General features: G+C 34.2%; 16 protein-coding genes and 1 other RNA gene. 1 reads left to right on the forward strand and 16 read right to left on the reverse strand.

From position 1 onward, the window contains the following. Positions 1-5 precede the first annotated feature (5 nt). The 12 genes from ssrS to B6C84_RS02980 all read right to left on the reverse strand — a co-directional run bounded on the left by ssrS (position 6) and on the right by B6C84_RS02980 (position 13229). Positions 6-188, reverse strand: a non-coding RNA gene (ssrS, locus tag B6C84_RS02925) — 6S RNA. Positions 189-253: 65 nt separating this feature from the next. Next, on the reverse strand, positions 254-538 hold the full coding sequence (gene zapA, locus B6C84_RS02930; protein WP_034903801.1) for a cell division protein ZapA: 285 nt from the start codon (positions 536-538) through the stop codon (positions 254-256). A 7-nt stretch (positions 539-545) separates the two neighbouring features. After that, on the reverse strand, positions 546-2411 hold the full coding sequence (gene dxs, locus B6C84_RS02935; protein WP_217336478.1) for a 1-deoxy-D-xylulose-5-phosphate synthase: 1866 nt from the start codon (positions 2409-2411) through the stop codon (positions 546-548). 12 nt (positions 2412-2423) lie between these two features. Next, a complete protein-coding gene (ispA, locus tag B6C84_RS02940; protein ID WP_086354073.1) occupies positions 2424-3293 on the reverse strand; it encodes a (2E,6E)-farnesyl diphosphate synthase in 870 nt (289 codons plus the stop codon). After that, positions 3286-3531, reverse strand: a complete 246-nt coding sequence (gene xseB, locus B6C84_RS02945) for an exodeoxyribonuclease VII small subunit (RefSeq protein WP_065578470.1) — start codon at positions 3529-3531, stop codon at positions 3286-3288. The genes ispA and xseB overlap by 8 nt, the downstream gene beginning before the upstream one ends. A 118-nt stretch (positions 3532-3649) precedes the next feature. Next, entirely contained in the window at positions 3650-5023 is a 1374-nt protein-coding gene (gene rmuC, locus B6C84_RS02950) for a DNA recombination protein RmuC (protein ID WP_065650968.1), read from the reverse strand. A 2-nt stretch (positions 5024-5025) separates the two neighbouring features. Continuing rightward, a complete protein-coding gene (gene epmA / locus B6C84_RS02955) occupies positions 5026-6000 on the reverse strand; it encodes an elongation factor P--(R)-beta-lysine ligase (RefSeq protein WP_065578468.1) in 975 nt (324 codons plus the stop codon). A gap of 63 nt (positions 6001-6063) precedes the next feature. Then, positions 6064-8424, reverse strand: coding sequence for a glucans biosynthesis glucosyltransferase MdoH (gene mdoH, locus B6C84_RS02960; RefSeq protein WP_086320988.1), 2361 nt, complete (start codon positions 8422-8424; stop codon positions 6064-6066). Between the two features lie 21 nt (positions 8425-8445). Beyond that, positions 8446-10005 carry a glucan biosynthesis protein G gene (locus B6C84_RS02965; RefSeq protein WP_086320989.1) on the reverse strand — a complete coding sequence of 520 codons (1560 nt, stop codon included), beginning with the start codon at positions 10003-10005 and terminating at the stop codon, positions 8446-8448. Between the two features lie 20 nt (positions 10006-10025). After that, positions 10026-10691, reverse strand: a complete 666-nt coding sequence (locus tag B6C84_RS02970) for a hypothetical protein (RefSeq protein ID WP_086320990.1) — start codon at positions 10689-10691, stop codon at positions 10026-10028. Between the two features lie 168 nt (positions 10692-10859). Next, positions 10860-11102 (reverse strand): YecH family metal-binding protein, encoded by a 243-nt coding sequence (locus B6C84_RS02975; RefSeq protein WP_065578465.1) that lies wholly within the window; start codon positions 11100-11102, stop codon positions 10860-10862. 186 nt (positions 11103-11288) lie between these two features. Next, entirely contained in the window at positions 11289-13229 is a 1941-nt protein-coding gene (locus tag B6C84_RS02980) for an exoribonuclease II (protein WP_086320991.1), read from the reverse strand. A 121-nt stretch (positions 13230-13350) separates the two neighbouring features. Between B6C84_RS02980 and B6C84_RS02985 the strand changes: the two genes are divergently transcribed. Then, positions 13351-14100: an alpha/beta fold hydrolase gene (locus B6C84_RS02985; protein WP_086320992.1), complete on the forward strand. Its 750-nt coding sequence runs from the start codon at positions 13351-13353 to the stop codon at positions 14098-14100. A 289-nt stretch (positions 14101-14389) separates the two neighbouring features. Here B6C84_RS02985 and B6C84_RS02990 read toward each other — a convergent pair whose 3' ends face one another. From B6C84_RS02990 to B6C84_RS03005, 4 genes are read right to left on the reverse strand one after another with little or no spacing between them, the layout of a single operon-like run. Beyond that, entirely contained in the window at positions 14390-14713 is a 324-nt protein-coding gene (locus B6C84_RS02990) for a type IV pilus modification PilV family protein (RefSeq protein ID WP_034903814.1), read from the reverse strand. Continuing rightward, complete coding sequence (locus B6C84_RS02995; protein WP_165754933.1) at positions 14706-15086, reverse strand: DUF2509 family protein; 381 nt, start codon at positions 15084-15086, stop codon at positions 14706-14708. The genes B6C84_RS02990 and B6C84_RS02995 overlap by 8 nt, the downstream gene beginning before the upstream one ends. A gap of 40 nt (positions 15087-15126) precedes the next feature. Further along, positions 15127-15690 (reverse strand): prepilin peptidase-dependent protein, encoded by a 564-nt coding sequence (locus B6C84_RS03000; protein WP_065614080.1) that lies wholly within the window; start codon positions 15688-15690, stop codon positions 15127-15129. Beyond that, positions 15684-15884 carry a hypothetical protein gene (locus tag B6C84_RS03005; RefSeq protein ID WP_086354074.1) on the reverse strand — a complete coding sequence of 67 codons (201 nt, stop codon included), beginning with the start codon at positions 15882-15884 and terminating at the stop codon, positions 15684-15686. The genes B6C84_RS03000 and B6C84_RS03005 overlap by 7 nt, the downstream gene beginning before the upstream one ends. Between the last annotated feature and the right edge of the window lie 120 nt (positions 15885-16004).

The raw sequence follows: 16004 nt of genomic DNA on the forward strand, positions 1-16004 counted from the left end.
GAAAGAATCACTCCAAGATGTCGTTAGGGTCGTAACCCTTGAACCCAAGGTTCAAGGTGAATAGCATGTTTTAATTTTTAGGTTTCCTAATTAAATTAGGCATACTCACCAATTAAAAATCACACCACTCTAAATTAAAGAATATCGGCTCAGGGGACTAACCCTTATCCCGAACATCTCAGAGATAATTAATATAATACAAAATTTAGAAAATCATACAATAGTCTTTGTTGAATATTTACGTTAAAGCTAACTAATTGTTGGTATTTAAAGCGGAATCAAGTAACTGCTGTAGCATTTTTAATCTATTAGCGAACTCGTCGCTTTTTTCTTTCTCTTTCGTTAGTTCATAAGATATATTTAGCGCAGCAGTCATGATTAGTTGATCACTACCAACTTGTGGTGATTTTTCTCGTAAATTTGTTAAGCGTGCATCTAAATCTTTAGCCGCATTTGTGAGTGCGTCAACTTCTTCGACAGGGCAATTAAACTTTAACGTTCGCCCAAAAATCTGAACCGTGACAGCTTGAGTTTCCATATTTAACCTATAGTTTTATAAATGTATTAATTTTGTCGATTATATGTTTGGCGTTTAATCCAACTTCATCACGCATTTCTTGTTGCGATCCTTGTGGAATAAACACATCAGGCAATCCGATGTTTAAAATATCACATTTTATTTTTTTCGATAACAAAAATTCATTGACGGCGCTTCCAGCCCCACCTTTGATGCTGTTCTCTTCGATGGTGACAAGTATATTATGGCTTTGACCAATGTGCAAAAGGACTTTTTCATCTAGTGGTTTTACAAAACGCATATCTATCACTGTAGCATTTATTTGATCAGCCGCTTGTAAAGCTTCAGGTAATAATGTGCCAAAATTGAGTAAAGCAATATTTTCACCTTCTCGACAGTATTTCGATTGTCCCAATGGTATTGGATTGAGTGGTTGTAAGCTAGCACCACATCCTTCACCTCGAGGATAACGTACCGCTGATGGGCCATTATGTAAATAACCTGTATAAAGCATTTGTCGACATTCATTTTCATCACTCGGAGTCATAATAACAAGATTAGGAATACAGCGTAGAAAACTTAAATCGAAAGCGCCTTGATGGGTTTCACCATCAGCTCCAACAATGCCTGCTCTATCTATAGCAAACAAGACAGGTAAATTTTGGATAGCAATATCATGGATCACTTGATCATATGCACGTTGCAAAAAAGTAGAATAGATAGCTACAACTGGTTTTAGTTCACTAATAGCAAAGCCAGCGGCTAACGTTACCGCATGTTGCTCGGCAATGGCCACATCGAAAAATTGATTGGGATAGCGTTTTGCAAATTCAGTCATACCAGAGCCTTCGCCCATGGCAGGAGTAATTGCCATTAAACGTTTATCATGTTCGGCTATCTCACACAGCCAATCACCGAATATCTTGGAATAGGTTGGTGCAACTTTCTTTGAAATCGGTAAAGTCCCTTCGTTGGGATTAAATTTGGGAACACCATGCCATAAAGTCGGGTTTTGTTCGGCAGGGCCATAGCCTTTACCTTTTTGAGTAATAATGTGCAGTAGTTGTGGTCCTTTTAACTGCCTCACATTTTGCAAGGTAGCTACGAGTGTTTCGACATCATGACCATCTACTGGCCCAATGTAATTAAAGCCTAATTCTTCAAATAAAATGGCTGGAGTAACTAATCCTTTTAAATGTTCTTCGGTTTTTTTGAATAATTCTTTTAATGGCGGAATATTCGAAAGGACTTTTTTACCACTTTCACGAAAAGAGGTATAAGCTTTACTTGATAAAATTTGCGCTAAATGCTGATTAAGTGCGCCGGTGTTTTCAGAAATCGACATATCGTTATCATTAACAATGACTAACATATCGGGTTTTATATGACCTGCGTGATTCATTGCTTCAAATGCCATACCAGCGGTTAATGCACCATCACCAATAATTGCTGCTACTTTTTGTCCTGATCGCTTTTGTTGTTCAGCAATAGCAATACCTAGCGCGGCACTAATAGATGTTGATGAATGGCCAGTAGTTAACACATCGTATGCACTTTCATGACGATGAGGAAAAGGGTGCAATCCACCTTTTTGGCGAATGGTTAGCATCTGATCACGTCGACCAGTAAGGATTTTATGCGGATAAGCTTGATGCCCTACATCCCATATAATTTTATCAAATGGTGTGTTATAGACGTAATGTAAAGCGACGGTTAATTCGACTACACCTAAACCTGAAGCTAAATGACCACTAGATTGACTAACACTATCTAATAAAAATTGTCGTAATTCCTGACAAATCTCTGGCAATTGTGATAGCGGATAACGTTTAAGATCCGTGGGAAAATTGATTTGCTTTAATAAAGGAAATTTATCTAAATTCATTTTTATCATCTAGTTATTAGGTTAACTATTTCGATTAATAATAAAACCAGCAAGATCTTGTAATGGTTGGCTATTATAAGGTATTTGCCGCAGACTATCGATAGCTTGCCGATATAATGTGTTTGTCATTTCAATTGCATTTTGTAAGCCAACTAATGCCGGATAAGTACTTTTTTCAAGTGCAATATCTGAGCCCTGTGGTTTGCCCATTAGTTCTTGTTCACCAATAACATCTAAAATGTCATCTTGAATTTGAAATGCTAATCCAATAGCTTGAGCATAGTCATCTAACATTTGATAATAGGGTTTGGCTACATCACCACTAGCATAAGCTCCAAGCCTAACTGCTGCTTGAATTAAAGCACCGGTTTTATAATTATGGATATTTTGTAAATGTTCAAGGGTTACCTTTTGATGTTCTGCTTGCAAATCAAGTGATTGACCTAAGCACATACCTGCAAGACCACTGGCGTTAGCGAGTTCGCTAATCATATTAATTTTACTTTGGTTATCAATATGTTGATTTTCGCATAATAAACTGAAAGCTAGCGATTGTAAGGCATCGCCAGCAAGAATGGCTTCTGCTTGACCGAATTGAATATGACAAGTAGGTTTTCCTCGCCTGAGGTTGTCATTATCCATGGCAGGTAGATCATCATGAATTAAAGAATAAGTATGCATTGATTCGATAGCAGCTGCAATAGGATCAAGTTTATCTAAAGGACAATTAAACATCTGCCCAGTTAGATAAACTAGAATAGGGCGGATTCGTTTGCCTCCGGCAAGCAGACTATAGCTCATCGCCTGTTGCAAGTTTGAAGGGGCAAATTGCGAAATATATGTTGTTAAATAATTATCAATACGTTCTTGTAATGGTTTTGTGCTATTCATTATTATCAATTGAAAATTCAGATAATTGAGCATCACTATTTTCAGATAACAAAATTTGGATGCGTTGTTCAGCCTCATTAAGTTGTTTTTGACCAGAACGGGCTAATTTGATGCCTTTTTCAAACTCATTTAAAGCTTCATCTAATGGTAAATCACCATTTTCAAGTTGAGTGACAATTGCTTCAAGTTGTTGGATAGTTTCTTCAAAACTTGCTTCTTTATCTTGTTTTTTTGCCATATCGTCCCCCTTTGTGTTAAATGAGTATACACGTATTTTTTCTGATGGTGAATTAAGATATTTAAGTTAAATTATTACATTAATTAAAACATCATTAACCAATGAGTTGCGATTAGTTTTATTGAGTATCGTGGCAAGATGGATAATCTTCTTGTTCACGTTCAAGTTCATCAACTGATAGTTGGGCTATATCAGGATTGATCGGTTTTTTAACTTCAATTCCTAATTCTCTGAATCGTTCTATTTGACCAATAACATTACCTCGTCCTTTAGATAGTTTGTTCATTGAATTTTGATAGGTTTGTTGTGCTTTATCTAAACAGTTACCTAGGTTTTCCATATCCTCAATAAAACCGCGAACTTTATCATATAGTTTACTTGCTCTATCAGCAATAAGTTCGGCATTACGATTTTGGTATTCAAATCGCCATAAATTATGAATAGTTCTTAACGCTACCAATAAGGTTGTTGGACTAACAATCATAATATTATTTTTTAAAGCATCATTAATTAATGACGGATCTTGATCAATTGCTGACAAAAATGCTGGTTCAACTGGAATAAACATTAATACATAATCTAATGAATTGATACCAATTAGTTTGTGATAATCTTTTTGGCTAAGCTGTTTTAGATGATTACGTACTGAAGCTAAATGATCGGCAATAGCCTTAGTTCTAATATCATCATCATCGCTGTTAAAATAACGTTCATAGGCAACTAAAGTAACTTTGGAATCAATGACAACATCACCGCCTTGAGGTAAATGAACAATTACATCTGGTTGCAATCGTTGATTATTTTCATTGGTTAAATTAACCTGAGTGTGATACTCATGTCCTAAGCGGAGTCCTGAGTTATCCAAAATTTGACTAAGAATGAACTCTCCCCAATTACCTTGAGTTTTATTATTGCCTTTTAGTGCATTAGTTAAATTAGTGGCTTCCTTAGTCATTAATTCATTAAGCTGTTGCAAATTGCGGATTTCATGGGTGAGAGTATGACGCTCTTTGGCTTCTTGTCCAAAGCTGTCTTGAACCTGCTTTTGAAAGCCTTCTAGTTGTTGTTTTAGTGGTGAAAGTAGAAAATCTAAACTTTGTTTATTTTGTTGCTCAATCTTTTTACCACTTTGCTCAAAAATTCGATTAGCCAAATTTTCGAACTGAGTTGTTAAACGTTGCTCACTTTGTTCTAGAATGGTTTGCCGTTGGTGAGCGGCATTCATCGTCTCTTCTAAACGTGTTTGCAATTCGCTAATTTTAATATTTTGGGCGATATTTTGTTGTTGGTATTGATTTAACTCTTGTTCCAACTGTGTTATTTGATTATTTAAAACCTGATTTTCTTGTTTTTTCTGATTCAGTTGTAAATCAAATAAGGCATGTAGATTATTAGCTCTAAATTGAGTTTTTAATAAAGCGATTAATAAAGCAATGGCGATAATAGCAATTATTATCGCTATCCATTCACTTAAGTCTAAACTTCCAAACATGATCAAGCCCTTGCAAAAGTGAATGAAATGACATCATCTAAATTCATGGCATCAAGTGCTAACATAATTAAGCGGTCAAGTCCTACGGCAACACCGGCACAATCAGGTAAACCTGCTTCCATAGCCGCAATTAACTCAATATCAATATTTTGTGGTGGTAAGTTTTGATTTGCCCGATCAATATTATTTTGTTCAAAACGCATCTTTTGTTCTTGTGGATTGGTTAACTCTTTAAATCCATTAGCTAGCTCTACACCTTTATAATAAAACTCAAAACGGCTGGCGACTCGATGGTCTTCCGGACTGATCGCTGCTAATGCTGCTTGAGATGCTGGAAAATTATATACTGCAACGGGCTTTTCTTGACCAATATGAGGTTCGACGCCAAAACTAAATAAGCATTGTAATAAAGTATCTCGATCATAATCATCAGTATTAAGCTCGATATTAAGCTTTTTAATCGCATCAATTAGGCTTGCTTGATCAGCTTCCAATGGGTCAATATTTAGATGACGTTGAAATGCTTTTTGATAGGAGATACGCTCGGCTGGTTCGCAATCTAGAACGTTTTGTAATAGATCGTCTACCTCATTAATCATTTGCATCATATCAAATTGGATTCGATACCACTCTAGCATGGTAAATTCAGGGTTATGATAGCGACTCACTTCTTCATGATTACGAAAACATTTACAGATTTGATAAATAGGGCCACTGCCAGCCGCTAATAAACGCTTCATATGATATTCAGGGCTGGTGATTAATGACATTTTCTGCCCTTGTTGTTCATTGGTTTCACCAGGTTTTAAAAATAAGGTATGAAATGAGCTAAGATGCACATCTGTTACTGCATATTGGCTTAAGGTTGGCGTCTCGACTTCTAATATACAGCGATCAGCGAAAAACTGTCTTACTTGAGATACAATTTTAGCGCGCTTAAGTAAATTATTAATTGATGCAGTAGGTTGCCAAGTCATAAAAAATATCCATGGATTTTGATTAATTACTAAAAGAAGAAATAGGGCATTAAGCCCTATCTCTTATTGCTGGCGTTCATTTTGCCATAATGAGAACAAATTGTCGTATTTTTCTTGCTGATGCCAGATGTGACAATGAAGTGCAGAAAGAATAATTGGGTCTTCTAAAATTGCTAATTGTTGTTCTTTACTGATTTTTTCTAAATCCACTTGCTGATAGTGCTCAATCAGTTGTTGGCGCAATTGCTGATTTTTTGTATTAGGTAAATGACGAGAAGTCGATAATGCACAGGCTAATGCATTATAAATAGGATCGACAAGTGCCATAACAAAGCCATGTTCCATAAAAGCAGCTTCGGTTTGCGTTAAATAGTCACCAGTGAGTTTTACTGCACGTGAAGGGTGGGTTTCTTCAGGAGTTAAAAATAACCCTGCTTGTTTAGCTTTCATACCAATACTAGATAATCCAGAAACGCGAATTACCAGTGGTGAAATAGTTAATGGGATTAAAATTGCGATATACCAATAGGTAAATTGTGGATTTAACCAAATAATCACGCATAACCACACAATCCCTAATAATGATAAAGGCCAACAAAAATAGAATGATTCCCCCCAAGTTAAGGCATCATCACTTCGTGATGGTGACTTCCATTGAATTTTGCTACCAAGCCATGCTTTAACAACGAATTTGCTATGGAAGATCATACGGATTGGTGCAAGGATCATTGACCACACCATTTCAATAAGAATTGATAAGGTTAGTTTAAATATCCCGCCTACATCTTTTGCCCCTGTTCTGGCTATAATAATTCCGTAGCTAAATAATTTAGGTGCAAACAACAATACCATCGTAGTTGAAAGTAGTTGAATAGCTAATTGTTCATCCCACCTTGGCCAGGTTGGGTAAAATTGGTTGGGTTGGAAAAAATATTGTGGTTCAGAAATATTGAACACTAATAATAATAGTGTAGAGAAAATTAAAAATACCAACCACAATAATGATGAAATATAAGCCATACCACTGGTTAAAAACATAACTCGGTGGGTTAAAGTAATGCCACTTTTGAATATTAAGCGAAGATTGATCAGATTACCCATACACCATCGATTATCTCGTTTGAGATCTTCTATCATGTTTCCTGGTAACTCTTCATAACTACCATTCATATCGTAGGAAATCCATACCCCATAACCAGCTCGGCGCATTAAAGTTGCTTCAACCAGATCATGCGATAAGATATGAATCGGGCCTTTACGTTTTTGCAATGGTGATAAAATACAGTGTTCAATAAATGGTTTGAGGCGAATCATGGCATTGTGACCCCAATATTGGGCTTCACTTAGTTGCCAGAAGTGAGTACCTGAGCAAAAAATATCGCTATAAATTTGATTGGCAAATTGTTGAATACGGCCGTATAAGGTTGTCATTCTGACTGATTTTGGTGGTGATTGTAATATACCTGCTGTCGGATTCATTTCCATCATGGCAATCATTTTTAAGATACAATCGCCAGTCATAATACTATCAGCATCAAGAATCATCATATACTCATATTGATGTCCCCAGCGACGACAAAAGTCATCAATATTACCGCTTTTACGTTTCACACGACGTTTACGATGACGATAGAAAATATTACAACCATTATCTACTTTTTTAGCATTAAAATCAGCCCAAGCCTTTAATTCATTAACATACAAATCAGGATCGTTTGTGTCGCTAAGAATATAAAAATCACAACATTGAGCATGTCCCGTTTCAACCAGTGATTCATAGGTAGCTTCAAGTCCTGCGAATACTCGTGAAACATCTTCATTACAAATAGGCATGACTAATGCCGTACGATGTTTTGCATCAATATGGGATGCAGGATCGTTAGGAATAGCAATGGTATAACGGTCTTTTTTTATCACCGCTAAAATAAGGCCCATGATACTGGTCCAAAAACCAATTGAAATCCAACAAAATAATATAGCAAAGAGACCAATAATAAAACCTTGTATGATATAAGGGATGATACTATAGATAGCCAGTTCCGGATTGATTTCCCAATTTGCCATAAAACTAATCTTTTGCCAGCTTTGATACGGCAAAAGTGATGATAAATAAATCGTACCATAGTAAGTTTGCACGGCAATAAGCGCAAACATAATTAAACGACGAATAAGTGCGATAATATTTACACGTGGTTTTGATTTAGCTGTATAGTGTTCATCCCAAATTTGTGGTTGTACTGATACACGTTCAACTTTGGGATAGCTAGGTTGTTGTTGTCTTGTTTCATTAAAATATTCAGTATTGCCGACTTGATTCAATCGATATTTTAAGAATTCGACATCATTGACAAGTGAGTTATTGTTTTCCGATTTCTGACGCCAAATTTCGGCGTCAGGTAGATTTTCGAAGTAATCTTTTTTCATATTATTGGCTGATTTTTATAATTATTGAGCAGGATATTGCCCGCTCCAAGTTTCGGACAATACTTCACCCGTTTGAGAAGCGAGCTGAACTCGCAGATCGGTTGCTTTTTTGTTATCTTCAACGTTAAACCGTATAATAACACGCCAACCTTTAGTCACCGAATTGTATTGAGTGTCGCAACTAACAATTGATCCGTTATTAATGCTTGAAATAACTTTAACAGGCTTTTTGTCTGATAACTGAGGACCAGTAAAATCAATAACATAAGCATTAGAACCATCAAGTTTACGAATTAAATTAGCTTGTTTGATATCACCTAGCGATAAACGTGTACTTTCAGCTCTAGCGACGTTAGCTGGATAGCGATTTTGTTCGTTTAGTGTGTAGTGTAATCGATATTTAAAAGTAAGTTGATCACCACTTTTGTACTGTTTTTCCGGAACCCAGAAGGAAACAATATTATCATTTGTTTCATCTGCAGTTGGAATTTCGACAAGTTCAACTCGTCCTTTTTGCCAATCATTTAAGATTTCAACCCAAACACTTGGTCTTAGTTCGTAATGGTCATCTAAATCTTGATAATCATCAAAACCTTTATCTCGTTGGATTAGGCCAAAGCCTTTCGGATTTTCTAAACTATATGATGAAAACGATAAACGTTTTGGATTGTTTAAAGGGCGCCAAATCCACTCGTTGTTATTGGCCAAAATAGATAACCCGTTTGAGTCATGCATTGCTGGACGATAATTAAGTAGTGGTGAAGGTTGATTTGGACCATATAAGAACATACTAGTTAATGGCGCAATACCTAATTTTTTAACTGAATCACGGAAAAATACTTTAGCTTCTACTGTGACTGTTGTATCAATACTTGGTACTAAAGTAATTTTATAAGCACCTGTCACACTTTGAGAGTCGAGTAATGCATAAATGACTAAATGCTTTTGGTTTGGGTCTGGACGTTCAATCCAATATTCTTTAAATCGTGGAAATTCCTCTCCTGACATTTCACCAGTATCGATGGCAAGCCCCCTTGCAGAAAGGCCATAACGTTGATCTTTACCAACGGCACGGAAGTAACTACCACCAAGCGCAGTAAATATTTCATCATCGGTTTTCGTTGGTTTATTAATTGGATAATGAACTTTAAAACCGGCAAAACCAAGATTTTTGGTGTTTAAATTATCTAAATTGAGTTTGCTCAAGTCAAAATAATCTGGATTGTATTTTATTTCATTAACTTGATTATTTACAATTTCGTTAATTTTAACCGGCGTGTCGAAATACATACCTTCATGATAAAACTCAAGTTTAAAACGACTCTTACGATCATTCCAATAAGCTTTATCATGTTTAAAAGAAATTTTTTGATAATCAGCAAATTGTAGTGAAGATAGCTCACTAGGAATATTTTTAGATGGTTGGACATAAGACTTTTTTGATAATTTTTCTGCTTTTGTCACTACATCATTAAAAGTAAAAGCCCATGAAGAAAAACTCAAACAAGATATCGATGCTATGCATAACATCTTGCAAGTTAATGTTTTACTAAATCGACTAATAGGTAATAAATTGTACATAAAAAAGACTCACTTAAGTATTATCTAAAAATATTAATGTAATTGATAATATTGTCTTTAGGACTACTTAAACAATTTTCAAGATAATCGGTTTTCATTTCGTCAAGAATACTTGGATTTTCATCAATTAAAAAATGCGAGTAATTATCTTTGAGAATTTTAGTTTGTAATGCAGCCAAATCTTGTTCTGACATTCTAAATAATGGTTGATAGCGATTAGTTATATTTTCTGTATCTTTGCTGTAAACTGCTGCAACAAAATCTGCTGACCATTGACAGTAATTGTTTAGATTATTGTCGGTTGGATTAATTTTCTTTAACTCAATTTTATGTTCGGCTTGATTTTCTTCAATCACTTTTTTGAGTTGAATATCATATTTTAACTTATAAAATTCGTTAAGATAAAAATTTAACACACAGGAAGATTCGTTACTGTCATCTTTACAGTCTAAAATACCGTGTTTTTTTATATAACTGTCAAACTGTTTATCGCCAACTAATTGAAGTAATTGATTTTTGGCATTAGATACAAACGGATTATTTTGTTCTGTTTGTTCTTGTAATATTGCTAACGAATCGACTTCAATATTTTTGCCATTATTTTTTGTTTTAGACATATTGTTTTTTACACAGCCTGTGGCAAGAATAAAGACAATGGCACATGTAAGGATATTACTTATTTTCATATATCAAATTCCATGAACATATTCTTGAGTTGAAAATTCAGGTTGAGCAACTTAACACTTTCTAGTGAAGTCGTAACGCGAAATTATATACTCTTATTCTTTTAAAAACACTAGATGATTACATTAATTTAGTAAAAAACGCACTAAATATTCTTTTGCTGATTTTGTTTAATGTCGGCACATTTTTTTTATATCAACAGTAAATTGTGAATCATCGGTTAAAGCTGGCTTAAATTTTCCTTTTGCTTTTAAAAAAGCAATAAGCTGCTCGGCATTCATATCGGAGTTAGAACAGGTATGAAATCTAGCTTCGGTACCAAACTTTTCATTGATAGCATTAAGTAAAGATGATTCGGTATAATCGTTTCCATCCATCATCTGTAGTACTTCATGACCGTGAATTGATATCATTTCCCTCTCCTAAATTGTTTTTATCTCGCGCTAATTATTATTTTTAAGCGGTGAAAGATAGCAGATATTTTTAATAAAAAAAAGAGGTTAAATATTAAAAATATCATTAATTGTATTTAGATTAACCCTGATTATTATCAGGGTTAAATAATTAGTGTGAAAAAGGTTAAATTGATAAGATAATCTTTATTTATTTTCATCGATTTTTACAATAATCGAGTTGTTTTCAGTTTTAACCTGTTGGAGTACAACTGATATTGTATCAGCTAGTTTAAGTACAAGCTCATCTTTAATTTTAATTGAACCCTCATCAAGATTTAAGGTTATTTCATCACGAACGTTATGAATCATGGAGAGAGGTAAAAATGCGAATGCCCCTATCTCGGTCAATCGGACTCGAGCACCACCTCGGTTAATATCAATTATTTCAGCATTAAAGCGTTTTCCTTGTTTATTGGTTAGGTATTGGCTATAAAGATTTTCGGCGATATCACGTTCAGCTAAACGTAATTTTTTTCGACGATCAGACATACTTTGTAGTTGTTCGGAAGTTGGCGCAATGAATGGTTGCTCTTTAAGCGAAGCTTTAAGTAAACGATGGTTTATCATATCACCATATTTGCGAATTGGTGATGTCCAGGTTGCATAAGCTGTAAATCCTAAGCCAAAGTGTGGTTCTGGTGTTAATGAAAAATCAGCTGGAGTTTGGAATTTTCTTAACCTTGCCGATAGGAAGTCATTATCATCAATTAATCGACGTAATTTGACATATCCTGCAAATGTCATTAGTGATTCTTTATCGAAATCAGTGATGCCATTATCGGCTAATATTTTTAAGATCTGTTCAATGTATTTGCTATCAAAACCTGAATGGGTATTAAACACCCCAGTGCCTACTTTTTCTTGCAAATACATAGTTAGAGCTAAATTGGCAATAATCATCACTTCTTCAACAATGTTATTACCAATACCACGTAATTCTTTAATGATGTTTTTTACTTGGCGATTATCATCTAGTACGAATCGATAATCATTATTGGCTTTAAATACTAACGCATTTTGTTGTCGCCAATCTATACGTGCTTTTGCTAGTTCTGATAGTAATTTAAGTTGTTTTTTTATCGTGGCATCATCGATATTTAAATCACTTCGACCTTCTAAGAAATCAGAAACATTGTTGTAAGCAAGTTTAGCTTTCGATTCAATCCATGCAGGAGTGAAACTAATATCATCATTAGCAAATTGACCATTTTTATCAATGTTAATTTTACAAACCATGGCTGGTCGTTTTTCATTGGCTTTTAATGAGCATAGATCATCAGCCAATTGTTTAGGTAACATTGGAATATTAAAATCGGGCAGATAAGTGGTAAAATTACGAATTTTAGCGATATTATCGACTTCACTATCTTGAGGAATATACGCGGTAGGGTCGGCGATGGCGACCATTAGCTGATAGTTACCAATTTCATCTTGAGAAATTGCAATGGCATCATCCATATCTTCGGTATTTTCATTATCAACCGTGAAAAATGGTACATCAGTTAACTCTTGACGATTTTCCTGTTCAGACTCTGATATTGTGAAAGCTTCCTCTTGAGGTGCTTTATCTTCTAAATCGTAACGCGCCAAAGTTTTGAGCCATAATTGATAAATTGAATCAGAACTAGCGATAAATTTGGTTACTTCAGCAGAAAAATGATTTTTATCTTTTTCTAATGGATGTGATTGCAATGTAGCAACAACCCAATCACCTTCTTTTAATTTTTGCGCAACTTGAGGATTAACTTTACAGCGTATGGCAAAATTTGTTGGCATATTTTCTGGATAAATCACCATAGCGCGATCTAAAAAGCCGATTTTACCAATAAATTTTTGCAAGCTACTTTCAATTAATGTTTCAGGTTCAAATGACTCTTTATCATTATTGCTGATGATAGTTCCCGATACTTTATCACCATTGCATAATAGCTTCATTTTTGCAACCGGAATAAAATAATTGGTTTTATTATCAACATCTAAAAAACCAAATCCTTTTTTGTGCGCTCGGACGATACCTTCAACACGCGGTTTTTGTTCGTATAATTCTTGTTTAAGTTGGGCGAGTAATGGGTTATTTTGAAACATATGGCTTAATATTAATTGAAAAATTTAGACTAAATTCTATCATAGTTATGCTTTTAGGAGTTATTGAATTGTTCATCAATGACTAGCTATTGAAGTCAGTTGCAATAAATAGAGTTAAAACATGAAATTAAATTATAAATTACAAGGCAATAAACAACCGATTTTATTAATGCATGGGCTATTTGGTAGTTTAGATAACTTAAACATGCTAGCTAAAGACCTCGTTGTAAATTATCAAACTATACAAGTTGATTTACGTAATCATGGCCAATCGCCATGGTCAAATATCATGAACTATCAAGCTATGGCGGAAGATATCGTGGAACTCTGCCATGATTTGCAATTACAAAACTTAATCTTGATTGGTCATTCGATGGGGGGGAAAGTTGCTTTGCAACTAAGCCAATTGATTCCACAACAAATTGCTAAAATCTGTGTAATTGATATTGCGCCAGTTAAATATACTCAAACAATTAATACTCCGGTCATAAAAGCATTGGCACAATGCATTGTTCAACAATTAGTTGATAGAAAGCAAATCGCTGAAGTCATGAGACAACATGGCTTAAGTGAACCAACGATTTTATTTTTGCTCAAATCCTTTAAACATGAGCGTTGGCTATTTAATGCTGATGTAATTATTAATCAGTATGACAATATTTGTGATTGGCAAATTATTTCAGCTTGTGATATTACTACTTTATTTATTCGTGGAGGAAATTCTAACTATATTACTGATAAGGATTATCCTGCCATTTTTAGCCAATTTCCTAATGCGCAAATTGAAACAGTAGCCGGTGCTGGCCATAATGTTCATGCGGAAAAAACAGAGCAAGTATTGCAACATTTATATCCTTGGTTAGCTGACTGATCATAATTATTTCATTAATAAAAATTAATCAGAAGCACCATTGTTTAATTGATGGTTGCTGATTTTTATTTTTTTCATTTAAACTAAAAATTGCTAGCTTAAATAAGCAATAATACTAAAAAATAAGATTGTTGTTTGGTAAATTCAATCAACAAAAATGCATAGCTATTTTTATCTAAAGGAATGAAACTCATCACGCTAGAATTAGCGCAAACGGGATGGGATATTGCAGTAGCATGGAATGAAAAAATAGAAAATAAACAGCGTGATATATTTTTAGCAATGAACATTAATCACATAGTAAACGTTGCTGTTTAATTGTTTTATGATTAGGAGGAATAACATTAATAAAAACTATCCGACAAGATGTACTATAAGGTTGGCTATAAACTTGATATTGCCAATTATTCGGTATTATTTGCGGTACAGTATGAGGATAACTATCAAGTAAAGCAAAGGCGATTTGCTCCGCTTTAAACTGTTTTTGGAAATAGTGGTGTTGACTAATAATTGCAGTTAAATAACCACTAAAACCTAGCATAATGATGGCAAACATTAAGCATGATATCATGACTTCAATTAAGCTAAATCCAGCTATGTTTTTTCTATTCACAATCAACTAACCTTTTTTCTGGACAATAATCTAGCCAATGTCCTTTTTCAATAATCAAGTGATTATCTGCAAAATGCGTTAACATATAAAGATAATAGTCATCAGCTTGGGCGCGTACTAAGGTATAGTTATCCACTTTTAATCGTGATTTTTTTATACATGCTGTTAAATGATATTGCGCATCAGATAAGCATTGCCACTCTTCGGTCGGAAGTTGCCAGGTCTGCTGAATTGCCCAATTTAAACTAGAGCTCGCTAGGTTAAACTGGCGATAATATTGAATCTCAATTAAATAGTTTTTTTTTAATGAATTAACTATAGCTTGAAAACCGGTTAATAAAATGAGTCCGACTATGGTTAAAATAATTACCATTATTAGCGTGCTAAAGCCATCTATCTGTGTTGTTTTTTTATTAAAATGGATTTTCATTCTTGATAATGGTTACCGTTTGATAGATTATTTTTTTATTTTTCTTTAATTGAGCAGCAATATTTATTACAAAATAATTATTTTGCTGTTTTATTGAAAATTGCGTTATTTTAATGTCATGAGGATCGAATATTTTCTCCCAATTTACACCCTCACAACTTATTGAACCAACTTTATATTCCAAATTATTTTTGTAGAAACGATAAGCAAAAATGTCTGATTTACTTGGCGTATTACGATCATAAATCCAATCATTGCGAATCTCACTATCATAACGAAAAATATAACAATTGTTTGAAGTATTGATTTCAATTGGATGTTGTTTCATTTTTTCGGGGCTATTGGCAATAAAACCAGCACGTTTTAGATCTTTGGTTATACTAACTAACCCTTGATGGATATTCTTTTCTAAATGAATACGTAGATTTTTCTCCAGTAATATAGTTTGTAATTTACTATAGAATGAGGTGATACCAATAAAAATTAGACTAGAAAAAGCTATACTCAACAATATTTCAAATAATGAAAATCCATTTTGTTTTAACATCTAGGTAGTCCTGGTAAATAACTATTCTTTTTACAAAATCGAATTCGTCCACGATATGAAATGATAATTTGCGTAGTACCAATGGTGTTGTGTAATTCGATTGTACCTGTTTGCGCCATATTTTTCCGGCCCCAAAAGGAGATAGCTTTTTTATCAGTTAAATCACTTAATTCAACGGAATTGTTAGGCTTCATAAAATAGGTGGTGCCTTCTTGGCAAGTGGCTGGTTTTTCCCCTTTGCTGATACTTAAACACCAAGGCTGAAAAAAATAATATACGTGATAGTTTTCGTTAGTATTGTAAGCTCTGGCTTG

This window comes from Gilliamella apis, assembly GCF_002142155.1.
GTDB lineage: Bacteria > Pseudomonadota > Gammaproteobacteria > Enterobacterales > Orbaceae > Gilliamella > Gilliamella apis.

Bases quoted from the DNA above. Each gene is read 5' to 3' on its own strand.
- zapA (WP_034903801.1), bottom strand. From the start codon at position 538: ATGGAAACTCAAGCTGTCACGGTTCAGATTTTTGGGCGAACGTTAAAG.
- dxs (WP_217336478.1), bottom strand. From the start codon at position 2,411: ATGATAAAAATGAATTTAGATAAATTTCCTTTATTAAAGCAAATCAAT.
- ispA (WP_086354073.1), bottom strand. From the start codon at position 3,293: ATGAATAGCACAAAACCATTACAAGAACGTATTGATAATTATTTAACA.
- xseB (WP_065578470.1), bottom strand. From the start codon at position 3,531: ATGGCAAAAAAACAAGATAAAGAAGCAAGTTTTGAAGAAACTATCCAA.
- rmuC (WP_065650968.1), bottom strand. From the start codon at position 5,023: ATGTTTGGAAGTTTAGACTTAAGTGAATGGATAGCGATAATAATTGCT.
- epmA (WP_065578468.1), bottom strand. From the start codon at position 6,000: ATGACTTGGCAACCTACTGCATCAATTAATAATTTACTTAAGCGCGCT.
- mdoH (WP_086320988.1), bottom strand. From the start codon at position 8,424: ATGAAAAAAGATTACTTCGAAAATCTACCTGACGCCGAAATTTGGCGT.
- B6C84_RS02965 (WP_086320989.1), bottom strand. From the start codon at position 10,005: ATGTACAATTTATTACCTATTAGTCGATTTAGTAAAACATTAACTTGC.
- B6C84_RS02970 (WP_086320990.1), bottom strand. From the start codon at position 10,691: ATGAAAATAAGTAATATCCTTACATGTGCCATTGTCTTTATTCTTGCC.
- B6C84_RS02975 (WP_065578465.1), bottom strand. From the start codon at position 11,102: ATGATATCAATTCACGGTCATGAAGTACTACAGATGATGGATGGAAAC.
- B6C84_RS02980 (WP_086320991.1), bottom strand. From the start codon at position 13,229: ATGTTTCAAAATAACCCATTACTCGCCCAACTTAAACAAGAATTATAC.
- B6C84_RS02985 (WP_086320992.1), top strand. From the start codon at position 13,351: ATGAAATTAAATTATAAATTACAAGGCAATAAACAACCGATTTTATTA.
- B6C84_RS02995 (WP_165754933.1), bottom strand. From the start codon at position 15,086: ATGGTAATTATTTTAACCATAGTCGGACTCATTTTATTAACCGGTTTT.
- B6C84_RS03000 (WP_065614080.1), bottom strand. From the start codon at position 15,690: ATGTTAAAACAAAATGGATTTTCATTATTTGAAATATTGTTGAGTATA.
- B6C84_RS03005 (WP_086354074.1), bottom strand. From the start codon at position 15,884: ATGAAGCCTAACAATTCCGTTGAATTAAGTGATTTAACTGATAAAAAA.